The 26006-nt window shown below is 52.2% G+C and carries 23 protein-coding genes; 22 read left to right on the forward strand and 1 reads right to left on the reverse strand.

Annotated elements, in window-relative coordinates; genetic code table 11:
* Nucleotides 1-42 precede the first annotated feature (42 nt).
* From IJ22_RS24245 to rpoN, 19 genes are all read left to right on the forward strand, one after another.
* Nucleotides 43-915, forward strand: coding sequence for a carbohydrate ABC transporter permease (locus tag IJ22_RS24245; RefSeq protein WP_054817350.1), 873 nt, complete (start codon nt 43-45; stop codon nt 913-915).
* A 10-nt stretch (nt 916-925) separates the two neighbouring features.
* On the forward strand, nt 926-1753 hold the full coding sequence (locus tag IJ22_RS24250) for a carbohydrate ABC transporter permease (RefSeq protein WP_062410618.1): 828 nt from the start codon (nt 926-928) through the stop codon (nt 1751-1753).
* Complete coding sequence (locus tag IJ22_RS24255; protein ID WP_062410619.1) at nt 1753-2715, forward strand: phosphoglycerate dehydrogenase; 963 nt, start codon at nt 1753-1755, stop codon at nt 2713-2715. The genes IJ22_RS24250 and IJ22_RS24255 overlap by 1 nt, the downstream gene beginning before the upstream one ends.
* A gap of 23 nt (nt 2716-2738) precedes the next feature.
* Nucleotides 2739-3653, forward strand: coding sequence for a ribokinase (gene rbsK, locus IJ22_RS24260; RefSeq protein ID WP_062410620.1), 915 nt, complete (start codon nt 2739-2741; stop codon nt 3651-3653).
* A gap of 18 nt (nt 3654-3671) precedes the next feature.
* Nucleotides 3672-4580 (forward strand): dihydrodipicolinate synthase family protein, encoded by a 909-nt coding sequence (locus IJ22_RS24265; protein WP_062410621.1) that lies wholly within the window; start codon nt 3672-3674, stop codon nt 4578-4580.
* A 597-nt stretch (nt 4581-5177) separates the two neighbouring features.
* Entirely contained in the window at nt 5178-5909 is a 732-nt protein-coding gene (locus IJ22_RS24275; RefSeq protein ID WP_062410623.1) for an IclR family transcriptional regulator, read from the forward strand.
* A gap of 63 nt (nt 5910-5972) precedes the next feature.
* Complete coding sequence (locus IJ22_RS24280) at nt 5973-7358, forward strand: hydantoin-5-propionate amidohydrolase (protein WP_062410624.1); 1386 nt, start codon at nt 5973-5975, stop codon at nt 7356-7358.
* Nucleotides 7359-7370: 12 nt separating this feature from the next.
* On the forward strand, nt 7371-8495 hold the full coding sequence (locus IJ22_RS24285) for a betaine/proline/choline family ABC transporter ATP-binding protein (RefSeq protein ID WP_062410625.1): 1125 nt from the start codon (nt 7371-7373) through the stop codon (nt 8493-8495).
* Nucleotides 8496-8510: 15 nt separating this feature from the next.
* Nucleotides 8511-9179, forward strand: coding sequence for an ABC transporter permease (locus IJ22_RS24290; protein ID WP_373864983.1), 669 nt, complete (start codon nt 8511-8513; stop codon nt 9177-9179).
* A gap of 45 nt (nt 9180-9224) precedes the next feature.
* Nucleotides 9225-10157 carry an ABC transporter substrate-binding protein gene (locus tag IJ22_RS24295; RefSeq protein WP_062410627.1) on the forward strand — a complete coding sequence of 311 codons (933 nt, stop codon included), beginning with the start codon at nt 9225-9227 and terminating at the stop codon, nt 10155-10157.
* A gap of 29 nt (nt 10158-10186) precedes the next feature.
* Nucleotides 10187-10927 (forward strand): cyclase family protein, encoded by a 741-nt coding sequence (locus tag IJ22_RS24300; protein WP_062410628.1) that lies wholly within the window; start codon nt 10187-10189, stop codon nt 10925-10927.
* A 7-nt stretch (nt 10928-10934) separates the two neighbouring features.
* Nucleotides 10935-12299 (forward strand): UbiD family decarboxylase, encoded by a 1365-nt coding sequence (locus tag IJ22_RS24305; protein ID WP_062410629.1) that lies wholly within the window; start codon nt 10935-10937, stop codon nt 12297-12299.
* Nucleotides 12300-12303: 4 nt separating this feature from the next.
* Entirely contained in the window at nt 12304-13857 is a 1554-nt protein-coding gene (locus IJ22_RS24310) for an HAL/PAL/TAL family ammonia-lyase (protein ID WP_062410630.1), read from the forward strand.
* Between the two features lie 2 nt (nt 13858-13859).
* Nucleotides 13860-14600: an SDR family NAD(P)-dependent oxidoreductase gene (locus IJ22_RS24315; RefSeq protein ID WP_062410631.1), complete on the forward strand. Its 741-nt coding sequence runs from the start codon at nt 13860-13862 to the stop codon at nt 14598-14600.
* A gap of 28 nt (nt 14601-14628) precedes the next feature.
* Entirely contained in the window at nt 14629-15342 is a 714-nt protein-coding gene (locus tag IJ22_RS24320) for a cyclase family protein (protein ID WP_062410632.1), read from the forward strand.
* A gap of 108 nt (nt 15343-15450) precedes the next feature.
* On the forward strand, nt 15451-16713 hold the full coding sequence (locus tag IJ22_RS24325; RefSeq protein ID WP_062410633.1) for an N-carbamyl-l-glutamate amidohydrolase ErtE: 1263 nt from the start codon (nt 15451-15453) through the stop codon (nt 16711-16713).
* Nucleotides 16714-17163: 450 nt separating this feature from the next.
* Complete coding sequence (locus IJ22_RS24330) at nt 17164-18024, forward strand: DUF421 domain-containing protein (protein WP_062410634.1); 861 nt, start codon at nt 17164-17166, stop codon at nt 18022-18024.
* An 81-nt stretch (nt 18025-18105) separates the two neighbouring features.
* Entirely contained in the window at nt 18106-18879 is a 774-nt protein-coding gene (locus tag IJ22_RS24335) for a transporter substrate-binding domain-containing protein (RefSeq protein WP_235594215.1), read from the forward strand.
* Nucleotides 18880-19053: 174 nt separating this feature from the next.
* Nucleotides 19054-20370: an RNA polymerase factor sigma-54 gene (rpoN, locus tag IJ22_RS24340; RefSeq protein ID WP_062410635.1), complete on the forward strand. Its 1317-nt coding sequence runs from the start codon at nt 19054-19056 to the stop codon at nt 20368-20370.
* Here rpoN and IJ22_RS24345 read toward each other — a convergent pair.
* Nucleotides 20363-22051, reverse strand: coding sequence for a sigma 54-interacting transcriptional regulator (locus IJ22_RS24345; RefSeq protein ID WP_062410636.1), 1689 nt, complete (start codon nt 22049-22051; stop codon nt 20363-20365). The genes rpoN and IJ22_RS24345 overlap by 8 nt on opposite strands.
* A gap of 211 nt (nt 22052-22262) precedes the next feature.
* Here IJ22_RS24345 and IJ22_RS24350 point away from each other — a divergent pair, with 211 nt between their 5' ends.
* From IJ22_RS24350 to IJ22_RS24360, 3 genes are read left to right on the forward strand one after another with little or no spacing between them, the layout of a single operon-like run.
* Nucleotides 22263-23696 carry an aldehyde dehydrogenase family protein gene (locus tag IJ22_RS24350; RefSeq protein WP_054817373.1) on the forward strand — a complete coding sequence of 478 codons (1434 nt, stop codon included), beginning with the start codon at nt 22263-22265 and terminating at the stop codon, nt 23694-23696.
* A 13-nt stretch (nt 23697-23709) separates the two neighbouring features.
* A complete protein-coding gene (gene ahlS, locus IJ22_RS24355) occupies nt 23710-24558 on the forward strand; it encodes an AhlS family quorum-quenching N-acyl homoserine lactonase (protein WP_054817374.1) in 849 nt (282 codons plus the stop codon).
* 29 nt (nt 24559-24587) lie between these two features.
* Complete coding sequence (locus tag IJ22_RS24360; RefSeq protein WP_054817375.1) at nt 24588-25772, forward strand: iron-containing alcohol dehydrogenase; 1185 nt, start codon at nt 24588-24590, stop codon at nt 25770-25772.
* Nucleotides 25773-26006 lie beyond the last annotated feature (234 nt).

Consider the following 26006-nt stretch of genomic DNA (forward strand, 5'->3'; position numbering starts at 1 on the left):
TTCTCCTGATACCTTAACCTAACAAGTAAGGCGGGGTGCGGCTTGAAAACCAATATAGATCATAAACTTGCCTATGTGTTAGTGAGTCCGGTAGTGATTTACTTGCTTGCCATCATGGTTCTTCCGTTCGGATGGGCGGTCTATTTAAGCTTTACCAACAAAGTCGTGGGTGTACCTGCCACGTTTATCGGTTTGAATAACTACATTGAATTAGTCAAAGACTCGTTGTTTTGGAAAGCCGTATGGAACACCATCCTGTTTACTGCGGCAGCCGTCATCGCCAAAACGGTGTTCGGCATGATTATGGCCTTGGTATTGAATGAAAAAATCGTGTTTCGCAATCTATTTAGAGTTCTGTTATTTCTCCCTTGGACAATTCCGACCATCGTCTCGGTCTTTACATGGCAGTGGATATACTCCGACGTTGGAGGCGTACTGAATTTCTTATTACTAAAAACCGGCATCATCAGTCAACCGGTAGGCTGGCTGTCCACTCCGGATTTAGCGATGTTCTCCGTTATTCTGGTCAATGTCTGGCGGGGCATTCCGTTCATGGGCATTGCCATCCTTGCAGGTCTGCAGACCATATCCAAGGAAATGTACGAAGCGGCTATGCTGGACGGAGCTGGGGCGGTCAAACGCTTTTTCTATATGACCCTGCCTTCCATCAAAGAAGTCACGATACTGGCAGCCGTGATGACCACGATCTGGACGCTGAACGATTTTGAAATCATTTGGTTATTGACCCGCGGAGGTCCGGACAACGGCACTCAAGTATTGTCTACACTCAGCTATACGATAGGTTTTTTGAACATGAGCCTGGGTAAGGCGATTGCCATTGCGATCATGACCATGCCTCCGCTGATTATGCTCATCAACTATGTAACGAAGCGTTCGCTTTCATCGAAAGAGTAGGTGGTCCGCTATGGAAAGAAATTCATTAAGCAAGCAAATCATAGTTTACGCAACGTTGGCCGTTTTGTTGATTTTCGCCCTGTTTCCGCTGTATTGGATGATCAATACCTCCTTTAAATCACAAAGCGAGATCTACAATATGACCCCGACATTTTGGCCTCATCACTTCGGCTGGTCGGCCTATGTCAAATTAATGGAAAAAGAATTTCTCGTCAATATCAAGAACAGCCTGATCGTTTCCCTGGTTGTATCTTTTGCGTCTATTATCGTCAGCATGCTTGCGGCTTACGCCATAGCCAAGCTGAAATTCCGGGGCAGAAGCATGATGTCCAAAGGAATCTTGTATGCCTATTTGATGCCGAGAGCGGTATTGTTTATTCCGCTGTATATGCTGGTGTCCTCTATCGGATGGAACGATTCCATTTACGGCCTGATGCTCATCTACCCGACCATTACCGTGCCGTATGCGACATGGATGCTGATTTCGTATTTTAAATCCATTCCCGTGGAAATTGAAGAGGCGGCGATGATCGACGGCTGCACGAGGCTTCGAACCATGCTTAATATTATCTTTCCGCTGTCGGCTCCCGGTATTGCGGCTACGTTCATTTTCGCTTTCACCTTGTGCTGGAGCGAATACCTGTACGCACTGGTCGTGGTGACCAAGAGCGTCGACAAAACGATTACGTTGGGCTTGTCCGATATGATCGTGGGTGACGTATTTGCTTGGGGTCCTCTGATGGGCGGCTCCATCATTGCTTCCATTCCGGTCATTATCATGTATCTCTTTACATCCAAATATATGGTTAGCGGCATGACGGTAGGAGGAGTTAAATAATGACACAGGCGAAAAAAGTATTAGTGACGGCGACCAATTATTCGACGCTTTGTGCAGAAGCCAAGCAGCTGTTGGAAAGCCACGGCTGTGAAGTGATCGAAAACAAGCTGGGCCGGCCGCATACGTTCGAGGAGCTTAAGCCTCTTGTGGGCGATATCGATGCCGTGGTTGCCGGAGTCGATACATGGGACGAAGCGGTGTTCCAACTGGCCCCCAAGCTGAAGATCATCGCAAGATTCGGTGTCGGTGTAGATAATATTGATTTGGAGAAGGCCAAGCAATACGGAATCCGGGTCACCAATGTACCGGGAGGTAACGCCAACGCAGTGGCGGAGCTGGCCGTTGGTCTGATCCTGGGCGCGATGCGCAACATTCCGGGCCTGCATCAGTCGGCAAGAAGAGGATACTGGGACCGGTTTGTAGGGGCGGAATTGATAGGCCGCAAAATCGGACTGCTTGGCTTCGGAAATATCGCCCAGATGGTAGCCAAGAAGCTGCAGGGCTTTGATGTACAGCTGTATGCCTACGATAAGTATCCAAATGTGGAAAAAGCCAAGGCGCTCCATGTCACCTTAACCTCCTATGAAGAAATATTGCGCGAATCCGATGTGGTCAGCATGCATCTGCCCAGCCTGAAGGAAACGCATCATTTTATGAACCGCGAAACCTTCGGCATGATGAAGGACGGGTCCTATTTCGTCAACACGGCAAGAGGAGCCGTCGTCAGTGAAGAAGCGCTCGCCGAGGCGCTGAAATCCGGGAAGCTGGCCGGAGCGGCTATCGATGTATACGAGCAGGAGCCGGTATCCGATGACAATCCGTTGTTTCAGCTGCCGAATCTCATCACGACGCCTCATACGGCAGCGGAAACCTATGAAACCTATCATAAAGTCAGCCTGACAACAGCACAGGCGATTCTTGATGTATTTCAAAATAAGGTACCGGAGAACATCGTCGTTTAAACAGAAACAAGCGGGGTGAGAAGATGAAGCCGAGTGTAGTCGTTGTGGGCAGCTTGAATCAGGATATTGTGGTTCAGGTAGAGGAGCTGCCCCGGGAGGGCGAAACGCTGATGGGCATCGGCATGTCGGAGAGCCCCGGCGGGAAGGGAGCTAACCAGGGGGTTGCAATCGGAAAGCTGCAGGCCTGCGTGAGCATGATCGGCAAAGTGGGCTCCGATCCGCACGCCGCCAGCCTGATGAAATCGCTGCAGCAGGCAGGAGTAGATACCCGATATATCATGACGTCCAATCGTCCGACAGGGTTGGCCTTCGTCACGGTCGACCGGGCGGGAAGCAACCATATTGTGGTTATTCCCGGAGCCAATCATGAGCTGACGCCGGAGGATATCGACAGCCAACGTCAAGCCATCGAGAAATGCGAAATCGTCGTCTTGCAGCTGGAGATTCCCTTGAAAACGGTGGAATATACGCTTCGGTTAGCGAAGGAGCTGGGGAAAACGACGGTATTGAATCCGGCGCCGGCCCAAATGCTCTGTGACGAGATCCTGCGTTTTGTGGATTTTTTGATCCCCAATGAGCATGAACTGCAGAGCATGTCGGGTATGACGATAACGGACGCGTCTACTCTTCAAGCGGCGGCCCGGGTTTATTTAAGCAAGGGCGTTCGTGCGTTAATTGTTACGTTGGGCGGCAAGGGCTGCTGCTATATCGATCATGAAAGAGTACAGACCTATCCGGCCCGCAAAGTGAAGGCGCAGGATACCACCGCGGCCGGTGACAGCTTTATCGGAGGCTTTGTCGCGGGATATCTCAAGTATCATGATGTGGATCTAGCCATTGAACTGGCTCAAAAAGCAGCGGCGATAACGGTAACCAGGCATGGAGCGCAAAGCTCTCTTCCCACCTGGGAAGAAGTAGCCGCCTTTGACTTATCATAAAGAGGAGATGCAGGAATCATGAAACATTTATACGGTGTGACAACAGCTATGGTAACCCCATTTGACCGCAATGGGCAGGTAGACCTGGAAAAATCGGCGGGCTTGACGGAGTTCCTGATCTCCAAAGGCGTGCATTGTTTATACCCCTTGGGTACAACGGGCGAAATGGTCAGACTGTCCGTATCCGAACGAAAAGCCGTGGCGGAAACCGTAGTCAAAACCGCTGCGGGCAGAGTGACCGTGTTTATCCACGTGGGAGCAGTAACCCTGGAAGATACGATAGAGCTTGCGCAGCACGCCCATTCCATCGGCGCTGACGGCATCGGCGTCGTAACCCCGATTTTCCTGGGCGCCAACGACAGGGAAATGGAACAATACTTTGCAAGCGTAGCTTCAAGCATTCCCGGGGATTTTCCAATGTATCTTTACAATATCCCTCAATGCGCCGCTAACGACTTGAAGACGGAAGTGGCCCAAAGAATAGCAGAACGATTCAAGAATGTGATCGGCATCAAATACAGCTATCCTGACTTTTTGAGAACGGCGGAATACCTTGGTATTAACGATGGGCATTTCTCGGTGATGCACGGCACGGACCGCTTGTTCCTGGCGTCTTTGGCTATGGGCTGCGACGGCACCGTATCCGGCGTATCATGCGTATATCCCGAGCCTTTCGTCGCCTTGTATCAGGCCTTCCAGGAGAAGGATCTGGAAAAGGCGAGACAGCTGCAAAAAGTAGCCGTAAAATATTGCGAGACGTTGAGAAACGGAAGCAATATGTCCTACTTTAAAGAAGCGCTCAAAATGAGAGGCGTGGACGTTGGTTATATGAGAGCGCCTCAATTGGACCTGACTCCGGAAGAAAAGATGCAATTGCAAAACCGGTTAAATGAATTAAATAACGAAACGCGTTATATCCAGGCATGATTTTCGATTAGGTCCTCCGTTTTCGGAGGGCTTTTTTTATATGCAGGGACGCCATAAGGCTGATTTCGGTTTTCCTTGGATCCGTGGCAATCGGTTTCAGCGCTTCTGGAATATATATCCATCATATGTAAAATCATCTTACTCGGGATGTAATATCATAGCCTGCATCGAACATCATCGTAAACGAAAATGACATAAGAATACAAATGCAATAATATCATTTTTTTCTCCAAATCGCGGGGACGATGCATCATGCGAAGGAAGCCGTCCTCGAATTGTCCTTGTGCGGCAATGCATTGATGCATTGCCGTTATCGATCGGGCCGGCACCGCAATGTTCGTGCAAACAACGTTTGGGACGTCGGGCCGCCGCATGGCGAGCATGGTCGAACCATCGATTCCGCCTGCCTTTTTCCTGATATGCAAGTAATTATATCGGAATTTAAGAAAAAATGTCAAGAAAATCTCGAAATGCTATTGACAACCTTCTGCTGCGTCAAATAATATAACGTCAACAGCAGTTTGAAAATGATAATCGAATATCACTATTTGATAATTATTCTATGAGGAAGTATGGCTCTACGTAAGGAGGATCGGTGTGAGCGCAGAGAAAACGTTGGACATTCTTGATTTGTTCAGTTTGGAAACTCGCGAGCTAAGCGTGGCCCGCATCGCGGAATTGCTGGATCAGCCCCAAAGCTCTGTGTACAGGCATCTAAGGACATTGAAGGAGAAGGGGTACATCGTTGAATCGAACACAGGGACCTACAGGCTCGGATACCGTTTTTTGGCGCTGGCCAAAATTGTAAGAGCCGATAATACCCTCTCATCCATTGTCCTGCCAGTTATGAGACATCTCACGAAAGAAACGGGAGAAACGTCAATCCTGACGATTGTATCCGAGTTGAATGTCGTTTGTTTGGAGACGATCGCTTCTCCGCAGCCGATTAAAGTATCCGCAGAACAGGGGCAGCTTTTGCCTTTGCATGCAGGCGCTTCATCCAAGCCGTTTCTGGCATTCATGCCGGAAAAAACGGTGGACGAGCTAGCCAAACGGGGAGACCTGCGCCAATTTACGGAACATACGATTACGGATGTGCAGCTGTTGAAAGCGGAGCTGGCGCAAATCCGCAAGCAGGGCTATGCGGTGTCCGATTCCGAGGTGGATGAAGGCGTTTATGCGATTGGGGCGCCCATCCGGGATTCGGAAGACCGGATCGCCGGGGTGCTAAGTATTGCGGGGCCAAGAGAGCGCTTCTTAAACAAAGAGGTGGGCAGCTTGGTGCAGCATGTGCTGACGGCCGTGGAGGAAGCGCAAAAATATTTATAGCCTCGGAGACCGCCGTCTAAATGGACGTTTGGAATAAGACACACAACAAGGGATTGTATGCCAATGCAACTATTCGATTTGGTTATAAGCGGACAGCTGGTCTTGGAGGATAAGGTGGTTGTCGGGGAAATCGGCGTGAAGAACGGAAAAATCGCTTGTATCGCAAAGGAAGGAGGCACGCTGGAAGGCAAGGAACACAAGCCGTTCGGCAAAGCCTATATTTTTCCCGGCTTTATCGATACCCACGTGCACTGCTTCAGCAATCCGGACGAAGGGTTTATCCGGACAAGCGCCTCCGCTGCGGCGGGCGGCGTAACGACGTTCCTCGATATGCCCTATGATCTCCCGCATCCGATCAATCATGTGGAGCGGTTCAAGCGCAAGACGGAGCAAGTGGAGAAGGAAGCGATCGTGGACATTTGCTTATGGGCGACGATATCCAAATTCGACGGAACGGATCAAATCGGTCGGCTTGCCGAAGCAGGCGCGGTCGCCTTTAAATTGTCCACGTTCGAGACGGACGCCTACCGATTCCCGAGGATTCCCGATCACGAAATGCTGAAGGCGATGAAGCTGATCGGAGAGACCGGGCTGCGTGCGGCTTTTCATTCCGAAAACAACGAAATCATCAGCGATCTTATGGAACGGTATCGGCAGGCGGGCAGCGTTTATCCGCGCGCTCATATGGAGACGCGTCCGCCTGTCACCGAATCGAGCGAAGTTTTGAAGCTGATGGAATTCGCATATTGGACGGGTGCGAAAATTCACATCGTGCATGTCAGTCATCCGCGCACCGTTGATTTGATTGAAAACTTTAGACAGAGCGGCCTGGACGTGACATGCGAAACGTGTTATCCGTATCTGCTGCTCGACGTAAACGATCTGGATCGGCTTGGGCCCAAGGCAAAGATGAATCCGCCGCTTCGCCATCCGGAGGATGTACAGGGGATGTGGAAGCATCTGCAGTCAGGACGAATTGATCTGCTGAGCTCGGATCATGCGCCATGGGGGAAGGAGAAGAAGGAAGCGGGCAACAACAACATCTTTATGGCTTCTTCAGGCCTGTCGGGCGTCGAGCTCCTTGTGCCGCTCATGTATGACGGCGCCGTGGCCAGCGGCAAGCTGACTCCGGTCGAATTCGCCAAGGTCATGGCGCAGCATCCGGCGGAGGTGTACCAAATCGCGGGGAAAGGAAAATTGGCTCAAGGCTATGATGCCGATTTTACGGTTATCGATCCGGACGCTTCATTCACGATCGACGAAACCAGGCTGCGTTCGATATCCAAGATGACGCCTTTTCACGGCAGAAGATTGCGGGGCAAAATCGTCTGCACTTTTGTCCGGGGCCGTGTTGTGTATGACGGCAGCGAAGTCGTCGCGGAGCCGGGATATGGAACCTTTGTCGCCGGTCATGTCCGGCAAAAGGCCCGAACCGGGACAACGATGTAAAGGAGGGCATATATGATTCGTTTCGACAACGTGAACAAACGATACGGAGATATCCACGCGCTTAAAGATATCAGCTTTCAGGTCGAGAAAGCGGAATTGGTATCCTTGATCGGTCCGAGCGGCTGCGGCAAAACAACGATGCTGCGTATGATCAACCGGTTGATCGAGGCAAGCTCCGGCACCATTTATGTTCAGGGCCGGGATATTTCCAAGGTCGATCCCGTTGAACTGCGGCGGAGCATCGGCTATGTCATTCAGCAGATTGGCCTGCTTCCCCACCTGACCATCGGCAAAAACATCGGTCTGGTGCCGAAGCTGAAAGGCATGAAAGAGTCGCAATATGCTGCGCGCATCGATGAACTGCTCGATATAGTCGGCCTGGATTCGAAAGTGTTCCGAAACCGGTATCCTTCCGAGCTCAGCGGGGGGCAGCAGCAAAGAATCGGAGTGATTCGCGCATTGGCCGCCGAGCCTCCGATCGTATTAATGGACGAACCGTTCAGCGCATTGGACCCGATCAGCCGAGAACAGCTTCAGGACGAACTGGTCCGTTTGCAGAAATCGATCCATAAAACGATCGTATTCGTCACGCATGATATGGACGAGGCGCTTAAAATTTCCGACCGGATTGCGATCATGAATCAAGGCGAAATCGTGCAGTATGACACGCCCGAAGCCATTCTGAGGCAGCCTGCCAACGATTTTGTCAGAGGGTTTATCGGGGAGAAACGGCTGGCCGCCGCCAAGAAAAGCGCAGAAACCGTACTGGACGTGATGGTTTCACAATCGTCCACGCTGACACCGGAACATCGGATCAAAGACGCTTTGGCGGTCGCGGAGGCATCCTCGCTGGATGCGGTTCTTGTCACTGACAAGGACGACCGTTTAGTCGGCTATGTTCCGGCGGCGGACTTGAGAAGCCATACAGGTGTCGGCGAGCGGCCGTTGGGTGAGATGACGAAACGCGGCATGCCGCAAATCGAATATTCATCGCACTGGAATGAGGCGGCGAAGCTGATCGTCGATTCGGACGGGCGTGCGGTGGCCGTGATGAGGAATGGCAAGCCGCTGGGGATTGTAACCGAGAGGTCAATTCTGAGACAAATGCTGCGTGAGCGGGCTTCCGCAGATGCGTAAGTGGAGGTGATGAGTGTGGACGATTTCTGGGTCAAGTTCGTTGACGTTATTGTAAATCGGCGGGATATGATCTTAACTTCGTTATGGCAGCATGTATACATATCGCTATCCGCCATGGCCATTGCGCTCCTCGTCGCGGTTCCGCTGGGCGTCTGCTTGACGAGGAAGAGAAAAATCGCCGATTCGGTCATTGCCTTCACCGGCATATTCCAAACGATTCCAAGCATCGCGCTGTTCGGTTTTCTGCTGCCGTTTGTCGGAATCGGGGTGAAGCCGACGATTATCGCGCTGGTACTTTACGCGCTGCTGCCGATCGTGCGAAACGTATATACGGGCATTGTCGAGGTGGATCAGTCGGTAGTTGATGCCGGCCGGGGAATGGGAATGACCGATTGGCAAATTCTGCGGATCATCGAACTGCCGCTTGCGCTTCCCGTCATTATGGCCGGCATCCGCACCGCTACCATATCGACGATCGGCGTAACGACGATTGCCGCTTTTGTGGGAGCGGGCGGTCTGGGAGAAATTATTTTCCGGGGCGTGTCCATGCTCCGGACGGAACTGATTTTAGCCGGCGCGATACCGGCTGCGCTGCTTGCGGTATTGGCCGATTTCCTGCTGAAGAGGCTGGAGATTAGAGTGATTCCCCGCGGGATGTCCAAGAGAAAGGGCCTGAACCGGTAATAATGCTATACCCGATAGAGACCAATCATATGGAGGAGAGTAACGATGAAAAAAATTGTATTGGCCGTTCTGATTTTTGCCGGTACCCTGTTGTCCGCCTGCGGATCTTCCGGGAACCAGCCTTCAAATGAGGCGGCGCCCGGAGAAAATGTGCAGCCGGCCCGCATTACCGTCGGCGGAAAGCCGTTCACCGAGCAGCTCATATTGGTTCAACTGATGGCTCAGCTGCTGGATGCGAAAACCGGGCATACGATCTCGACAGCAGAAGGCCTGGGGTCCTCGAATGTGCTGATGCAAGCGCTGAAGGACGACGATATCCAGGTTTACGCGGATTATACCGGAACAGGTTATATTAACATTTTGAAAAACGAGCTGAAGCCCGACGATACCCCGGAAACGGTCTATGAGAAGGCGAAGCAAGGATATGAGGAACAATTCGGATTCACCTGGCTTAATCCGATCAAATACTCCAATACCTTCACCCTGATTATGAAGCGGGAAAAAGCGGACGCACTCGGCGTGAAAACGTTCTCCGATCTGGTCCGGCATGCGCCGAATCTGGTGCTCGGCTCCGATGCCCAATTTTTCGAACGCGGTGACGGTTATAAAGGCATGGCGGAAAAGTACGGATTTGAATTTAAAGGCCGCAAGGAGATGGATATCGGCATCGCCTATCAGGCGCTCACCGAAGGCCAGATCGACGTGCTGGTCGGTTATTCCACTGATGGCCGGATTCCCGCACTCGAGCTTCAAATTCTCGAAGACGATAAAGGCTACTTTCCGCCGTATTACCCGGCTCCCATTCTGAAAATGGAGTTCCTGAAGAAGTACCCTGAGGTAGGCGAAACGCTTAATCTGCTGGCGGACAAGCTGGACGAGACGACGATGGCCGAGCTAAACGCCAAGGTAGATGTAAAGAAGGAAGAGCCGAAGGATGTGGCTGCAAACTTTTTGAAGCAGGCCGGACTTATCGAATAGCCATATACGAAAGCGAGGGACGAGTCGCCATGAAAATCATTGATCTTTCGTTAGTCATTGACGAGGAGACGAAATTTGCCGGTTTCCCAAGAAGTCTTGTCTACGGTGAAGAGGAATCGAGTACCAAAATTACAGAAGTGGCTTCGATCGCCAAAAATAAGGTTCAATCGCATAATTTTACGATGTGCACGCAGCATTTCACCCATTATGACGCACCTGCCCATTTCCTGGAGGGCGGCTTGCAAAATCACGAGGTGCCGCTGGATTCATTCATCGGCGAAGCGGTTCTCGTGGACATGCTGCACAAAGAACCCGGCTCCTATGTGACGAAAGAAGATTTGCTGCAGTCTGGCGCCGATATCCGAGAAGGCGACATCGTCGTGATCCGCACCGGCTGGACGGATCAGGCGTGGGGCACGTTCCGGTTCTGGGATGAGATGATCGGCTTGTCCACTTGTGCCGCAGAGTGGCTGAGGGACCAACGTATCAAATCGGTCGCGGGCGATTTTATGCTTTGCGATTCTCCGCTCCATCCCCCGGAAGGGCGTACGTGGAGCAGCGATGAATGGAGCCCGAATCACTTTACGTTTTTGAAAGAGAACATTGTGATGCTGGAATGGCTGACGAACTTGAAGGCCATTACAGAGAAACGGTTTCTGTTCGGCTGTGTACCGATCAAGCTGAAAGGTACGGACGGGGCTCCGTGCCGCGCCTTTGCCATTGAAGGCCTGCTGTCCCGGGAAAGCGTTCCTGATACCGAAAGGGCGTGAAAGAGGAATGGGATGGAAAGAGCAAGATATGCGCTCCGCTCTCCGCAAGCTGGAGAAATCGGGGCGTCTGACCACCGTACAAGGCGCCGTGCATCCAAAGTTTGAGCTTGCAGCGGTGCTTGCGCAGGCACCGGGAAGAAATGCGGTGATGTTCAACCGTGTAGAAGGCTATGAAACCCGTGTTGTCGGAAATCTCGTCGACCGGACTAATTTTTCCGTCAGCTGCGGAATTGAACCGACACTGGAGGCATCCCTGCAGCACATTTCCCGAGGCATCGAGCATCCGGTACCAGCCGCTCTGATCCATGACGCGCCGTGCCGGGAGGTCGTAATCACCGATAAGATCGATATCATGAGCATCATGCCCGTCGCCACTTTTTTTGAACGGGAGGCCGGTCCATATATTACGGCAGGCGTCATCGCAGCGAAAGATCCGGAAACCGGAAAGCGCAATGTGTCGATGAACCGGCTGCTTGTTCTCGGCCCGGATAAGCTGATGATCGGCATGTCTCCAAGCCATCACTTATATCAGCTGATGATCAAAGCCGAGAAGCTCGGCAAGCCGCTCGAAATTTCCGCAGCGATAGGCAATCACCCGGCCGTGCTGGTCGCAGCCAACGCTTATGTCGATCTTGGATTTGACGAATTCGAAATCGCCGGCGGCATGTTCGGTGAACCTTTCGAGCTGTCTCCCGGTGTTACGGTTAACGTTGAGGCGCCTGCAGGCGCGGAATTTGTGATCGAGGCGGAATTCGTTCCGGGCGAGCTGTACGAGGAAGGGCCGGTATCGGAATTTCACGGCATGTACGTAGACTATGGCAAAAGCCCGGTCCTGTGTGTGAAGGCGGTCACGCACCGCAAAGATGCGATCTATCAGACGATTCTTCCCGGTAAATACCATGAACATTTTCTGATCGGCGCGATGGCGATCGAGACGACGGTTCTGCATCACGTCCGCCGTGCTGTACCGAGGGCCAAAGCCGCCTACATTACAGAAGGCGGAATGGGGCGCTGTCATGCCGTCATTTCGATTGCCGAACCGAGACCCGGCGAAGGGCAAAAGGCGATGTTCGCCGCCTTCGCGCACTGCAATTTGGTTAAACAGGTCATTGTGGTTGACGACGACATTCCTATCGACGATCCGATTGCGGTCGAGTGGGCGATCGCGGCAAGAATGCGCGCGGAGCGGGATATGATCGTCATTCCGGGCGTACGCACGGACCGCGCGGAGGCGCTTGTTCATCATGGCACGGTAGCGAAGGTAGGGATCTTCGCGCTGCGTGAAGCGGAGTCGCCCCCTCTCGCCGAAATTCCACGGTCGGTGATGGAGCACGTACGTCAGAAATGGGATAGCTACCAGGTGCGGGGATAACGATATGCTGACCAACTCATTCAACAAGCAGACCAATGAAATTGTATTAAACGGCGAGCAGTTGACCGTGCAGGATGTCGTCCGGGCAGCCTGTCAAAACGTACGGGTAAGGTTTGGCGGCGAAGTGATGGAGCGCGCCGCAGCCGACCGCGAGGCTCTTCTGCGCATTGCCGGCCGAAATACGCCGATCTATGGCGTAACGACCGGGGTTGGCGCGAACCGGAACGTCGTCATTTCCCCGGAGGATATGGCGGCATATCAAAGAAGAATTCTTGTCAGCCACTGCGTCGGTATCGGCCCTTACTACCCGGAATCCGTCGTCCGGGCCATTTTGACCGTCCGGGCGAATGCGCTGGCTAAAGGCGGAAGCGGCGTCAATCCCGAGATACTGCACATGCATGCGGCGTTCTTAAATAAAGGCATCCATCCGTTGACCCCGTCGGGCGGCTCGATCGGCGCCGCCGATCTGGGCCCTCTCGCCGAAATGGGGCTGGCGTTTATTGGCGAAGGGAAGGTCATGTACAAAGGCGAGATCGTCCCTGCTGCGCAGGCGCTTCATGCCGCCGGGCTCGACCCCGTCGTACTGGGGCCGAAAGACGGGCTCATTCTGTGCAGCCATAACTCGGCTTCACTGGGTCATGCCGCGCTTCTGCTTCACCGATGCGCTTGTGTGCTCGATCTGGCCGATCTGTCGTCTTCTCTCTCGCTGGAGGGGTTTGGCGGCAACGTATCGCCGCTTGACGCCCGGATCGGGCGTTTCCGCCCGCACCCGGGCCAGCTATCCTGCGCGAACGACATCAGAGCCTATCTCGAAGGAAGCTATCTGTGGGAGGGCAAGGTGCAGCGGACCGTTCAGGATCCGATCAGCTTCCGCAGCGTAACGCAGGTTCACGGGGCTTGCCGCGACGTGTATGAGTTCGCGCTGCAGGGAATGAACATCGAGTTGAACAGCCTCGGCGACAACCCGTTCGTATTGACCGATGATGAGGAGGTCGTCTCTCACGGCAATTTTCACATCGCGACCATCGCGATGCGGTTTGATTTTCTGGGTATACAGCTTTCATCGCTCGCCGGCATGATTCAGAATCGCCTGCAGCGGCTGATGACGTCGGAATTCAGCGGACTGCCCAAATTTCTGGCGAGGCGCGAAGGCACAACGAACGGATTCAGCACGCTGCAAAAAACATACACAGCATTGGCCGCCGAAATACGGCATTTCGCCGATCCCGGCTCGCTGGATGCCCTGCCGGTGGCCAACGGCGTCGAGGATCATGCTACGATGGCTCCCTGGGTGATGCAGAAGACGGAGCGTATACTCGACAAGCTGGAATACATGATCGGCATCGAACTGATGGCAGCCGCCCAAGCGATCGACCTGCGCGGACATCCGCGCCTCGGCCGGGGAACGGAAGCCGCTTATGCGTGCATTCGCCGGTTCATTCCCCCGCTGGATGATGACCGGGTGCTCCGCCAGGACATCGAAAGCGCCAGACGTCTGGCAGCGGACGGCACCTTGCTGGAGGCGGTGATGAACGCGATTCAAAACAAGGAGGAGTAAAGATGCGGCTTCAGGGAAAAGTGGCCATCGTTACAGGCGGCCTGCAAGGTATCGGCAAAGCGACAGTTGAACTGTTTCTGCAGGAAGGGGCCAGCGTGGTCGTGGCCGACTTGCCGAAGACAGGGGGAGAATGGAATCTGGCTGCGGACAGCGAGCCGTCAAAATACGTTTACATCCAAACGGACGTTACGCAAGAAGAGAGCGTAAAGCGACTTGTTGCGCAAACGGTCGATCGGTTTGGCCGTCTGGACATTCTGTTCGCCAATGCTGGCATAGGCGAATCCGCCATGATCCATACGATGACTTATGCGGATTGGCAGCGGGTTATTGACGTCAACCTTAACTCGGTCTTTTTATCCAACAAGTACGGGATCGAAGCGATGCTTGCGGGGGGCGGCGGCTCCATTATCAATAATGCGTCGTTCCTCGGCTTTGTGGGACAGCAAGGCGTCATAGCGAACGCGGCCGCCAAAGGCGGTGTCATCAATTTGACGAGGACGCTCGGGGTCAATTATGCGAAGCAAGGCATTCGCGTCAATTCCATCTGCGCCGGTTACACGTTGACGCCGGTCATCACGGCCAAGCCGCAAGAGGTCATCGACGAATTTGTAAGCAAACATCCGATCGGCCGGCTAGCGGAACCGATCGAGATCGCCCAAGCGGTGTTATTCCTCGCCAGCGACGATTCATCTTTTGTCGTCGGCTCCAATCTAATGGTCGACGGGGGCTATACCGCTCAATAATTACATAAATTTAAGGAGCGTGCTGACAATGAAAGTGATCGACCTGACTCTGACGATCGATCCCGAAACGAAATATCCCGGATTCCCGCGCAGCAAAGTTTACGGAAAGCCCGAATCCGTCAACACCATTACACAAGTCGCGTCGGTGGAAGAAAACAAGGTTTCTTCCCATGATGTGCAGCTGTCGACTCAGCACTTCACGCATTACGATGCGCCCTCCCATTATATTATCGGCGGGTTGAACAACGATGAGGTGCCGCTCGATTGGCTCGTCGGCGAAGCCGTCGTGTTCGATATGATGCACAAACAGGCCGGCGAATGCGTAAGTGCAGCCGATTTGGAGGCGACGGGCGTTCAAATGAAGCGGGGCGATATCGTCGTTATCCGAACCGGATGGACGGATAAAATGTTCGGGACCTTCGAATTTTGGGATCAAATGATCTATTTGACGACCGATGCGGCGGAATGGCTGATGGAACGCGGGATCAAGACGCTCGTTCAGGATTTCATGACGTGCGATTCTCCGCTCCATCCTCCAGCCGGCCGCGAATGGGGACAGCCGAATTGGAGTCCGAATCACCTGACATTCCTGGGCAATAATGTTTGTCTTGTCGAATGGTGCACCAATTTGGGGGCGATTACCGAAGAACGGGTGCTGCTCGTATGCGCACCGATCAAGTTGAAAGGTACTGAAGGAGCGCCGTGCCGTGTGATGGCGATTGAGGGCATACTTCCCCAATAATTTGCGAACAGCCGAATGACAGGCCATGTTCTCGATCATTCGGACATCATGGATGTCCATTTCGAGCGATGAAAAGGGATCTGATGAAAAGGCGAAGGGGAGAGACGGATGAACGATGCTCTTTTAAAAGCGGATGCGGAGACGATTGAACGGGATATCGAGTCGCTTGCCGCGATGGTGGATTCTTCGAAGCCGGGGTGGACAAGAAGGCCTTTTACACCCTGGTATGAACAGGGGCGGCAGTGGTTGCGGGAACGGATGGTGGAGATCGGCATGCATGTCGAAATCGACGCTGCCTCCAACCTGATCGGCCGCTTGCCGGGCAGCGACCCGTCTCTGAAGCCGATCATGGTGGGATCGCATACCGATACGGTAACGGGCGGAGGTAGATTTGACGGCATCATCGGCGTACTGGCCGGTCTTGAAATCGTGCGCACCTTGAAGCGGGCCGGGATTGTCCTGCGCCATCCGCTGATGGTCGTCGATTTCACGGCGGAGGAGCCGAGTGAATTCGGCATCTCCACGATCGGCAGCAGGGGGATGGTCGGCAATCTGCCGGAAGAGATGCTGGAAAGAACCGATCCCTCCGGCCTGGTGCTGCGGGATGCGATCCGGCTGGCTGGCGGCGATCCGGATGCGCTGCCTTCCGCCGCCCTTGGACCGGGCGACATCGCGTTGTATTTGGAGCTCCATATCGAGCAGGGTCCCGTATTGGAGCAAACGGGCACCAAGCTTGGCGTGGTTACGGGGATTGTTGGCATCCATCGTTACCGGGTGACTGTCGAGGGCCGGCCCAATCATGCGGGTACGACGCCTATGACGATGAGAAGCGATGCGCTTACGGGCGCCGCCAGAATGATACTGGAATTGGAGGCAATATGCCGGGAACATGATGCGGAACCCGTTGTGGGCACGGTAGGCAAGCTCACGGTCGAGCCCAACGCCTCCAATGTCATTCCGGGACGCGTCGTGTTCGATTTAGAGGTCCGCTCGCTCAGCGTGGACATCATGGAAGAGCTGATTTGCGCTTTCAAGAGGAGAACGGAAGAGATCGCCTTGAATTGCGGCATCGCCATTTCCATGGACTGCTTATCCAAATCGGAGCCGATTCGCGTAGACGAAGACGTCCAGGCAATTATACGCAGCGGCTGCGCAGCGACCGCATCGTCGATTTCCCTGCCAAGCGGAGCTGGACACGATGCCAATCAAATTGCCAGAATCGCGCCGATCGGAATGGTATTCGTTCCAAGCAAGGATGGCAGAAGCCATTGTCCCGAGGAGTGGACCGATTATGCGGACGTGGCGCTCGGTGTCGAAGCGCTGACGCGAACGATTGTGCTGTACGACAACCTGCGAATGAAAAACGAATAAACCGAACTGAATAACCAAAAGCGTGATATCCAGGCATGATTTCCGATAAGGTCCTCCGTAATCCGGAGGGCTTTTTTCCTATGCAGGGACGCCATAAGGCCGACAAAAAACTGCATTCTTACTTGAAGTAAGCTTGTTATATATGATAGAGCATGCGGGCCATGCTGCAGGGTCAAAACAAAATGCCCCCCAAAGCTTCCCGTCATTTCTTGAGCAAAGGAGAATGGCACATGAATCGTTTGACTATTCCTAGAGTTATATAAAACCCGAAAACGGCTTTCAAGCTGCTTTCGGGTTTTTCTTTGGACTGTGAGCTATTATTGCCCGGCGTGCTGCCAAGCTTTCTTGCTTCCAATATTTATGACCGTTAAAAACAAACCTCATAGCAAATAATTTATTTGTTGATATATGAAGGATGATGAAAGATGAAATCCATGGAGGTTATGCAAAATGCCCGATTGGTTGGAAGTCGCTCTTCGAACCTTGTTCGCTGTTGTGATTCTCTTCTTAATGACCCGACTCTTGGGGAAAAGGCAAATTTCCCAGCTATCTTTTTTTGAATATATTACCGGCATTACGATCGGCAGCCTTGCCGCTTATATCTCAATGGATTTGGAATCCCATTGGTTATTGGGTCTTGTTTCGTTAATTGTCTGGGTACTGGTTTCCCTGGGCATTGAATTTCTGCAAATGAAAAGCAAAAAGGTACGCGACTTCATCGACAGCAAAGCGACTATCCTTATAAAGGACGGTAAAATTCTCGAAGACAACGTAAAGAAAGAACGTCTTTCTTCCGATGAACTGCTCCAGCAGCTTCGGAAAAAGAATGTGTTCAAAACAGCCGACGTCGAATTTGCGGTCATTGAACCAAGCGGAGAAATCAACGTTCTTCTCAAAAAAGAGCACCAGCCCCTAACCCCCTCTCATTTAGGCATTACCGTCGGGCCGGAGCCGGAACCTCAGACGGTGATCATGGACGGCAAAATGATGGATGAACCGCTGGCTACCATCGGATTAAGCCGGGAATGGCTTTATACCGAGCTGGAGAAGATCGGCGTAACGATTGAGAATGTGTTTTTGGGTCAAGTCGATGCTTACGGGCAGTTGTATGTCGATTTATACGACGATAAGCTTCAGGTTCCGGAACCGCAGCAAAAGGCTTCGCTACTGGCTCAATTAAAGAAATGCGAAGCGGACCTCGAAATGTTCGGGCTCTCTACGGATAATGAAACGGTAAAGCAAATGTATGAGCAATGTTCCAATCAGCTTAAACAAATTATTACGGATGTAAGGCCGCTGCTTATTCGATAACGATTTGAAAAAGGCGAATACGCGGGTATAGGAATCCCTGAGGCGAGATAAAATATCCCTGAACAGTTAGGAGGGAGCAGCTTGAGTTACAGATGGCCGAAAATGTGGATGATTTTCAAGCTTTTGATCTTGGTATTGCTTTTAACATCATGCGGAACAAATAAAACGCTGCAGGTAGGGATAGAAAATAACCTCAAACCGCTGAGTTATGTGGAGAATGAAGAAAAAAAAGGCTTTGAAGTTGAATTGTGGGATGCGATTGCCGAAGAAGCCGGATTTGAGTATAAGCTCCAACCGATGGGAATGGGGGAAATGCTGCAGGCGGTCGAATCCGGAAAACTCGATGTGGCGATTGCCGGGATCACCGTCAAAGGTGACAGGGTGAGAAAGCTGGACTTTGCTATCCCTTATTATGATACCGGTCTTGTCCTGGTTACTGCGGCGGATAATCAGGATATTCAGAGCACCAAGGATTTGGACAAAAAAGTGGTCGCTACGCGAATCGGAACAACCGGATATGAGTATATCGGCAGACAAAAGGGAATTAAAGAGGTTAAAGCTTACCCCGATATTGCCCAAGCCTATCAGGCATTAATCAATAAACAGGTAGATGCGGTCGTATTCGATGAGCCGAATGTGAAATATTTTATCCGGAACGGCGGTCAAGGGAAAGTAAAAACGGTGGGTAAAGTCCTTACTAATGAACAATATGGCATTGCGTTGACCAAAAAGAGCAACTATACCGGCCGAATCAGCAGAGCTTTAGAAACGCTGGCCAAAAACGGAACGTACGAGCGGATTTATATGAAATGGTTCAATGAAAAGCCGACATCTTTACCCGGCGATAAAGAATAAGTGACACCGCTCAAGGCTTTTGCCTCCCATTACCGCGAGCTTACAATCAAAAGCAGTTCGCCTCTGACAAGGCCAACTGCTTATTATATATTCATCAAGCATGTTGTCATCCTCCCTTATAAGGTAATACAATAGAAGAAACATCACAGAAAGCTTTGTAAAGGGGGGGACGTGATGCAGCTTCAGCCAGCCTTAACCCAACAACAGCAAATCCAGCTTCATATGACGCCGCAAATGCTTCAGTCGATGAATGTACTGCAAATGTCGTCGGCGGATTTGTTGAATTACCTGGAAGAACAAGCGGCGGAGAATCCTTTTCTTGAGGTTGCCTATGGTTTCGACTCCTATAAACAGAGAAAGGCCGGATCCAAAGGCCAAAATCAGCAAAGAGAAAAAACGCTTCTGGAGCTAGTCGATCCGCGGCAGGAAACACTGGAAGCGGTGCTGCTCAGTCAGCTCCGCGTCAACGGGATTCCGCCGGAGGATTATCCGCTGGCGGCTTTCCTGGTTGGCAATCTAAATGAGGACGGGTGGTTAAGCATCACGCTGGAGGAAGCCGGGCGTCAGCTTCGTGAGCCCATGGAAAAAATGCAAAGGGCGCTTGTCTGGGTGCAGTCTCTGGAGCCTGCAGGGGTAGGCGCACGAACGCTGCAGGAGTGTTTGGCCATTCAAATCGGGAGGGATCCCAATGCCGACCCTTGGGCTGCGGTGATCGTCGGCGATTATTTGCAAGAGTTGGCGGAAGGCAAGCTTCGGCGGATTGCGGAGAATCTGGGTATTTCCGTAGAACAGGTAGAAGCCTCGCTGGCTTATATTCGTTCGCTTCAGCCACGGCCCGGCTCCGCTTACCATCACGAATCACAGAGTTATATCGAACCGGACGCTACGGTTCTCAAAAGAAACGGCATCTATGTGACCATCATGAATGAAGCGAATTTCCCCCAGGTTTCGCTTCATCCGTTGTACGGGCAGCCCCATTTTGACAGCGGTTACAATCAGGAGGCCAAGGCGTTTTTGAAGCAGTATATCCAACCCGCCCAATGGCTGATTCGCAGCTTGGAGCAGCGGCGCCTGACGCTGCAGCGAGTCATTGAAGCGATCGTGGAAGAACAGGTTGATTTTTTGGAGGAAGGCATTGATGCCTTGAAGCCCATGGTCTTAAGGACGGTGGCCCAAAAAGTGGAGCTCCACGAGTCGACCGTCAGCAGAGCGGTTGCGCACAAATATATACACACGCCCCGCGGCACCTTTGCGTTAAAATATTTTTTTACGAACGGCTTGATGAACAGCGATGGCACGCTCACATCGGCTGCAGCCATTAAAGTGAAGATCGCTCGTTTGATTGAGCAGGAAAGCAAAGACAGTCCGCTGTCCGACCAGAACATCGCCGATAAGCTGGCTGAGCAGGGCGTGCAGGTTTCCCGTAGAACGGTCATGAAATACAGGGAGGAAATGAATATTGTATCCTCCAGGTATCGCAGGGTTAATTGAGCTGCCATCGTTTAAGCTTCTTCACCAGCGTGGAGTGATCCACACCAAGAATCGCCGCGGCTTTTCTTAGCGATTTATGCTTTTCGAGGGCCTCCTGGATCATGCGTTTCTCAAATTCCTCCACCCGCTGCTTCAGGGTCCCGTGGGACCAGGGGAGGGTGGAATCATAGATATGCTGCGGCAAATGATGCGGCTCAATCAAGGTCGAGGGAACCGAAACGATCATATTTTCAATCAAATTGCGCATCTCCCGAACGTTCCCCGGCCAATGATAGGCATATAAAATATGTTTGGTCTTTTCGGACAGCTGTTTTTCAATGCGAAACAACCGGCAGTAATAAGAAAAGTAGTGCTCAACCAGCACTTCGATATCTTCCGGCCGTTCGGCAAGGGAAGGAATGCGGATTTCCACCACCTGCAGCCGGTAATAGAGATCCTCCCGGAACTTTCCTTCTCTGATCCGTTCCCGGAGGTCGCGGTTGGTGGCGGAAATAATACGGATATCGAGATTTCTTGGCTTCGTGCCGCCAACTCTCTGCACTTGTTTTTCCTGCAGGACCCGCAGCAGCTTGACTTGAAGGGACAAGGGCATCTCGCCAATTTCATCGAACATGATGGTTCCCTGATCAGCCAGCTCCAGCAAACCGATTCTCCCGTCGCGGTTCGCCCCGGTGAATGCGCCCGCTTCGTACCCGAAAAGCTCCGCTTCCAACAGTTGTTCGGGGATGGCCGCGCAGTTTACTTTAATAAAAGGCTTATCTTTACGGTTGCTCAAATGATGAATAAGGTTGGCGACGACTTCCTTGCCCGCACCGGATGGGCCGGACAACAGAATGCTCGTGGGAAAAGGCGCCACATGGTGGATTTGCTCATAAATCTGCTCCATTTTGGCGCTGCGGAAAACGATCGCCTGTTCTTTCCCTTCAAATTCCAATGCGTATCGGTGCTGATGAATTTGCGAGATGCTCCTGGCCTTGTTCAGCTCATGCTTCAATTCGTTAAGCTGGGTAATATCCCTGACGCTGGTCACGACCATTTCAATAACCCCCGATTCGTTGAACACGGGAGTTCCGGTAGCGATCACATCTTTTTTTCCCCCGATTTTCTGAATGACGGAAATACGCTTTTTCTGCTCAAGCACGAGCAGGGAGACCGACTGATCGAAATAACCTTCATGGGTCAGCTCCGCCATATGGCGACCAACGAGCTCCTCCCGGCGAAAGCCGGTAATTTCTTCATAGGCCGAATTGACTAATAAAGTAATTCCCTCTGTATTTACGACATAGATGCCATCCGTGGAGAATTCAATGACCATTTCCATTTGTTTTAATAAATTGCGGGAATGCTCCATTTCGGAAATATCCTGAATGACACCGATCGCACCGATCATCTCGCCTTCACGGTACAAAGGGGTGCGGTTTACCATACATACGCGGCCTGCAATGTTCATCTTCTCGCCGATGGAGCTGACACCGTTTTCAAGCACATGATGCATTTTGGAGTTGGGCAGCAATGATTTGATCGGCATCCCCTTCCACGCGATTCCTTCAATCTGCAGCATCTTTTCGGCGGAGGGGTTGATCATCATCACTTTGTTGTCCCGGTCAACGACGATCAATCCATTATGCATAGAGTTGAAAATATATTCTGCCAAATCGGCTGAAATCAGACGATGGTCCATGGAAAAAGCCTCCTGGTGAATATTTTCATACCTGGTGAAATTCTTCACCAATCTAATTTCGACACTTTCGGGCAAATTCCTGCTGATTTGGTGAAAAATTTCACCGATGATTTAAAATCAGGATCGGCAAAGTTGATTTTACAGGGATTTTTATAGTTGGCATGATTTTTGCTTATTAATCTATCGAACAATCGGAAAGGAGAAGAAGAAAATGGCAGCGGTAACAAAAGACCTCTGGATCAACGGCAAATTTGTTGCCACAGAAAGAACTTATCCCCTATATGCTCCTTATGACGGCCAACAGCTGGCCGCCATCGCGAAAGCCGATCCCGGCCATGTTCAGGAAGCCATAGCGGGCGCCCACAGGGCATTTCAGACGATGCGGGAGCTGCCGGCGCACCGCCGCGCGGAAATTTTATTTGAGGTGGTGCGGCAGTTAAAGGAAAGAAAAGAAGAGCTGGCCCGCATTTGTTCGTTGGAAGCTGGCAAACCGATTCGCACGGCAAGAGGGGAAATCGAACGCACCATTGCGACCTATCAATTCGCCGGAGAAGAGGCCAAGCGCATCTCGGGAGAAACGATCCCTATGGATGCGGCACCCGGAGGCGAGGATCGGGTAGGGTTTACCTGGAGAGAGCCGCTCGGTGTGGTCGTGGCGATCTCGCCGTTCAACTTTCCTTTCAATTTAGTGGCCCATAAGCTGGGTCCGGCTATTGCCGCAGGCAATACGGTGGTCTTAAAACCGGCCGAGCAAACTCCGCTGAGCGCATTGATCATGGGAGAGCTGTTCCACAATGCCGGATTGCCGGAAGGGGCGCTGCAAATCGTGACCGGCAGCGGAAGAGAGCTAAGCGAAGCGTTGATCAGCGATGAGCGGGTGAAGAAAATTACTTTCACCGGAAGCTCGGAGGTCGGCAGGCTGATTAAATCCAAAGCGGGCTTGAGAAAGACCACGATGGAGCTCGGGTCCAACTCGGCGCTCATTGTGGAACCGGACGTTCCGCTGGACAAAATCATTCCGAGATGTGTCGAGGGGGCTTTCGCGTATGCCGGCCAAGTCTGCATTTCACTGCAGCGCATCTTTGTTCATGAGAGCATTTACTCTGAATTTAGCGAGCGCTTTATTGAAAGAACCCAACAGCTCAACGTAGGGGACCCGTTGGACGAGAATACGGATCTTAGCGCCATGATCAACAGCAGGGAAGCGGACCGAATTGAGTCCTGGATTCGGGAAGCGGTGGATGCAGGCGCAAAAATCGGTTGTGGAGGTCGGAGGGACGGCTCGACGTTTTCTCCTACCGTACTGCTCGATGTAACGAGAGATATGTCGGTTTCGTGCAAGGAAGTTTTCGCCCCGATCGTTTCCATTGTGCCGTACCGCAGCCTGGATGAAGCTATTGAGCTGGTCAATGATTCCATGTACGGGCTCAATGTCGGCATCTATACGCAAAACATCGGCCATGCGTTTTATGCTTCGCGTAAAATCGAATCCGGCGGAGTGATCGTTAACGATATACCGACTTTTCGGGTGGATCATATGCCCTACGGCGGGGTCAAGGAAAGCGGCTATGGACGCGAAGGGATCAAATATGCGGTGCAGGAAATGACGGAACTGAAATTTGTTACCATCAAAACACAACTATAAGGGAGGAAGTATCATGGCGAACCTTATTAAAGCACAACCTAAGCTGTATGTGATGGACAACGGCCGTATGAGAATGGACAAAAACTGGATGATTGCCATGCATAACCCGGCAACCATCGACAATCCCAATGCGCCTGCGGAATTTATAGAATTTCCGATTTATACCGTTTTGATCGATCACCCGGAAGGGAAAATTTTGTTTGATACGGCTTGCAACCCGAATTCCATGGGACCTTCGGGGCGTTGGGCGGAGTCTACCCAAAAGGCGTTTCCTTGGACGGCCAGCGAAGAGTGTTATCTTCACAACCGCCTGGAGCAGTTGAAGGTGCGTCCGGAGGATATCAAATTCGTGGTTGCGTCCCATCTGCATCTCGATCATGCGGGATGTCTGGAAATGTTCACGAATGCTACGATTGTCGTTCATGAAGACGAGTTCAACGGCACGCTTCAAACGTATGCACGCAATCAAAAAGGCGGCGCCTACGTCTGGGCGGATATTGACGCATGGATCAAAAGTAATTTGCAGTGGCGCACCGTGAAGCGCAATGAAGATAACTTGCCTCTCGCGGAAGGGATTCGCGTCATTAATCTGGGAAGCGGTCATGCCTGGGGCATGCTGGGCCTACATGTTCAAATGCCGGAGACGGGCGGCATCATCCTTGCCTCCGATGCGATTTATACGGCCGAAAGCTACGGGCCTCCGATCAAACCGCCGGGCATTATTTATGACTCTTTGGGTTACAGCCAATCGGTGGAGAAAATTCGGCGCCTCGCCCAAGAAACCGGATCACAGGTTTGGTTCGGACATGATGCCGCGCAGTTTGCCAAATTCCGCAAATCGACAGAAGGCTATTACGAATGATGCAAAAGAAGCAAAGGAGGCCGTAACCCATGGAACATTCCAGATTGGTATTTACACCGCTTATTTATACAGGATGGGGAGCTGCTGCCGAGCTTCTCCCGGAGGTGGAGAAATACAGTCCTGCTCGTATTCTCCTTGTCACCGACTCCGTTCTGGTGCAGATCGGGTTAGCGGAGCGAGTGATTGCCCCTTTGAAATCCAAGGGATATGAAGTCGAGGTGTATGCCGAAACCGTGCCCGAGCCGCCGTTGGAGGTCGGGGAAAAGCTGGTGGCCTACACGAAGAACGGCAAATTCGACATGGTGATCGGTATGGGCGGAGGCAGCGCTTTGGATTTGGCCAAGCTGGCTGCCGTGTTATCCGTGCATGAAGGACCGGTGGCCGATTACTTGAATTTGACCGGTACAAGGAAGGTGGAGAAGAAAGGGTTGCCCAAGATTCTGATTCCGACCACGTCCGGAACCGGCTCCGAGGTAACCAACATCTCCGTACTTTCCCTGGAAAGCACCAAAGATGTGGTGACTCACGATCATCTGCTGGCTGATGCGGCCATCGTCGATCCGGAGCTTACGGTTACGGTTCCTCCAAGGGTTACTGCGGCCACAGGCATAGATGCGCTTACGCATGCTGTCGAGGCCTATGTGTCGGTGAATGCCAATCCGGCCACGGACGGCTTGGCCCTGAAGGCGATTCGGCTCATCAGCCGCTCGCTAAGGAAAGCGGTTGCCAACGGCAGGGATAAGCAGGCCCGTATCGATATGAGCAGCGGAAGTTATCTGGCGGGGCTTGCTTTCTTCAATGCCGGGGTTGCGGGAGTACATGCGCTGGCGTATCCGATAGGCGGCCAATTTCATATCGCCCACGGGGAATCGAACGCCGTCCTGCTGCCGTACGTCATGGGATATATCCGCAAAAGCTGCACCAAACGAATGTCCGATATCCTCAACGCGCTGGGAGGAAACTCCGCTTATTTGTCGGAGGAAGAAGCGTCTTACCGCTGCGTGGAGGAGCTGGAGCGACTGGTCAAAGATGTGGGTATCCCGAACACATTAGGCGGGTTTAATATCCCGGAAAGCGCACTCGACAGCTTGACGGAGGACGGCGCAAAGCAAAAACGCCTGCTGGCCCGCAGTCCCCTGCCTTTGGAGAAGGAAGATATCCGGAAAATCTACCGGGCTGCTTTCGACGGAGTTATCGTCGAACCGGGAGCATAGCGCTATTGCGGATCATTCCGGAGGAGCAGCTTCCGGAAATCTTCCGATGGATGAGCGGGTTTGGAACGACATTCTACAGATTCTACAGATTAACGTCGGAAACCACTTTTATAATGGAGCGGCTTATAGCTTAAGCTGCTCCATTTTTTGTTATTTCATCCACGAGGGCATCGAAGTGGAAATGAAAACACTTCATTATATTTTCAGCAATTCTGATTAAATTAACAGCAATTT

This window comes from Paenibacillus naphthalenovorans (genome assembly GCF_001465255.1).
GTDB classification, from domain to species: Bacteria; Bacillota; Bacilli; order Paenibacillales; family NBRC-103111; genus Paenibacillus_G; species Paenibacillus_G naphthalenovorans.